The organism is Bathymodiolus platifrons methanotrophic gill symbiont, from assembly GCF_002189065.1.
Lineage (GTDB): Bacteria > Pseudomonadota > Gammaproteobacteria > Methylococcales > Methylomonadaceae > Methyloprofundus.
On record NZ_BDMN01000464.1, the window covers coordinates 1 to 1,370 of the forward strand.

The 1,370-nt window shown below is 41.1% G+C and carries 3 protein-coding genes; 2 read left to right on the plus strand and 1 reads right to left on the minus strand.

From position 1 onward, the window contains the following. The first annotated feature begins 146 nt into the window (after positions 1 to 146). Positions 147 to 308, plus strand: coding sequence for a hypothetical protein (locus CDZ78_RS22410; protein WP_167374413.1), 162 nt, complete (start codon positions 147 to 149; stop codon positions 306 to 308). Continuing rightward, positions 305 to 733 carry an RNA-binding protein gene (locus tag CDZ78_RS19380; RefSeq protein ID WP_087871431.1) on the plus strand — a complete coding sequence of 143 codons (429 nt, stop codon included), beginning with the start codon at positions 305 to 307 and terminating at the stop codon, positions 731 to 733. The genes CDZ78_RS22410 and CDZ78_RS19380 overlap by 4 nt, the downstream gene beginning before the upstream one ends. A 206-nt stretch (positions 734 to 939) precedes the next feature. On the opposite strand, the gene CDZ78_RS19385 is transcribed toward CDZ78_RS19380, so the two are convergent. Continuing rightward, positions 940 to 1,370 (minus strand): ISAzo13-like element transposase-related protein (locus CDZ78_RS19385; protein WP_444979221.1); only part of this gene is annotated, 431 nt, incomplete at its 5' end.

Below are 1,370 nucleotides of genomic sequence, written 5' to 3' on the forward strand. Positions count from 1 at the left end.
ACCGCTGTCAGCCCCGGACGGGATGATAGTCTCCAGAAGGCGCAGGGAAATTTGCCAATCCGAAGTGCGCGATAGCGCGCGAGGGAGGCTAAAATTTTATCCCGAATAGCCGTAGAGCCATTTGAGGTAGCCATGACTGAGCTGCTTTGTGCTCAGTCTGTGGCGGACGCAGGGCGGCTGGAGCATCTCCTATTCGCTGCGTAGGTGAACGAATTACGGCGACAGGAGTCCCGGAATTTCGTGAGGTAGCATGGCGCGCCTGTTCAAGGTCTGTAAGTATTATGTTTTTTTATAAGAACCTTTTATGATTATCCTTTTTAGAAATGTTCCTGAGCAAACAAAACACCATCATCTTGCCGAGCATATTGAATCTGCTTTAAAAGTGGGCTGGTTTAGAAAGAAAATCGTTATCGAAGACCTTAAAGTGATACATCTGCATGATGGTCATAGTAATACTGCTGAATTTCATGGTTTAGTGACTGTACAGTCAGAAGCGGCAGGCAGAAGAATCATTAAACGACTAAATAAAAAAGTGTTTTTAGGTAGGCCTATCATCGTACGTGAATATCATCGTCGCCTTTGGCATAATGATCCGCGGGTTAAGCATAATGCACAAGATATAGGAATGTCTTGCCGGCGTGGCACCGATCGTAGACGGAAAAATTTAGATGTGCTAAAGGGTGTTTCGACTGAATTCTCAGGTGATAAGGCTTTCCATAGGCATCATAGCTAGCCTTTAGTCTAGCTAATGTCCATATTGATATTTTATAAATCAATATGTTATGGGAAAAACATAATTACGGAACTTAAGAAGAATGTTATAATTTTCTAGCTAAGGAGCAAGGATTCAATAATACCCGAAAGTCAGACTCGGGTATTATTGAATCCTTGCTCCTAAATACCCTTAGGAATAAGCACGAAACAACTTCCCGATATTAATTATTCTTGAGGAATTGCACGGTAATTCCATTTTGGTAAATGTGTATCAAATACAATCGGCATTATTTCTTTGAAGTCAGCGGCATATTTTCGTCCTGTCTCGTATATTTTGTCGAGTATGTGAACAATTGTTGTTAGTCCTTTTGACGTTGATGTTCTAGAAATCAATGTTTTAACTGTTTCAACCGAGCCAAATACAACACCTTCACAAGCACGAGTCACATGAGGAAAAAAACGATGTTCAATGGGATTATACTTGGAGGTATAAGGAGGATAGTGGGCAATCCTAATTTCCAATCCAAGTGCATTCGCAGTCTTTTGTAAATCTTCTTTAAAAATGTAGTGCCGTGAGCTGTTACTCCCTCCACCATCGCAAAGGATCAACAATGATTTTGCTTTAGGATAATGAATAATACCCTCGTTTACCCACC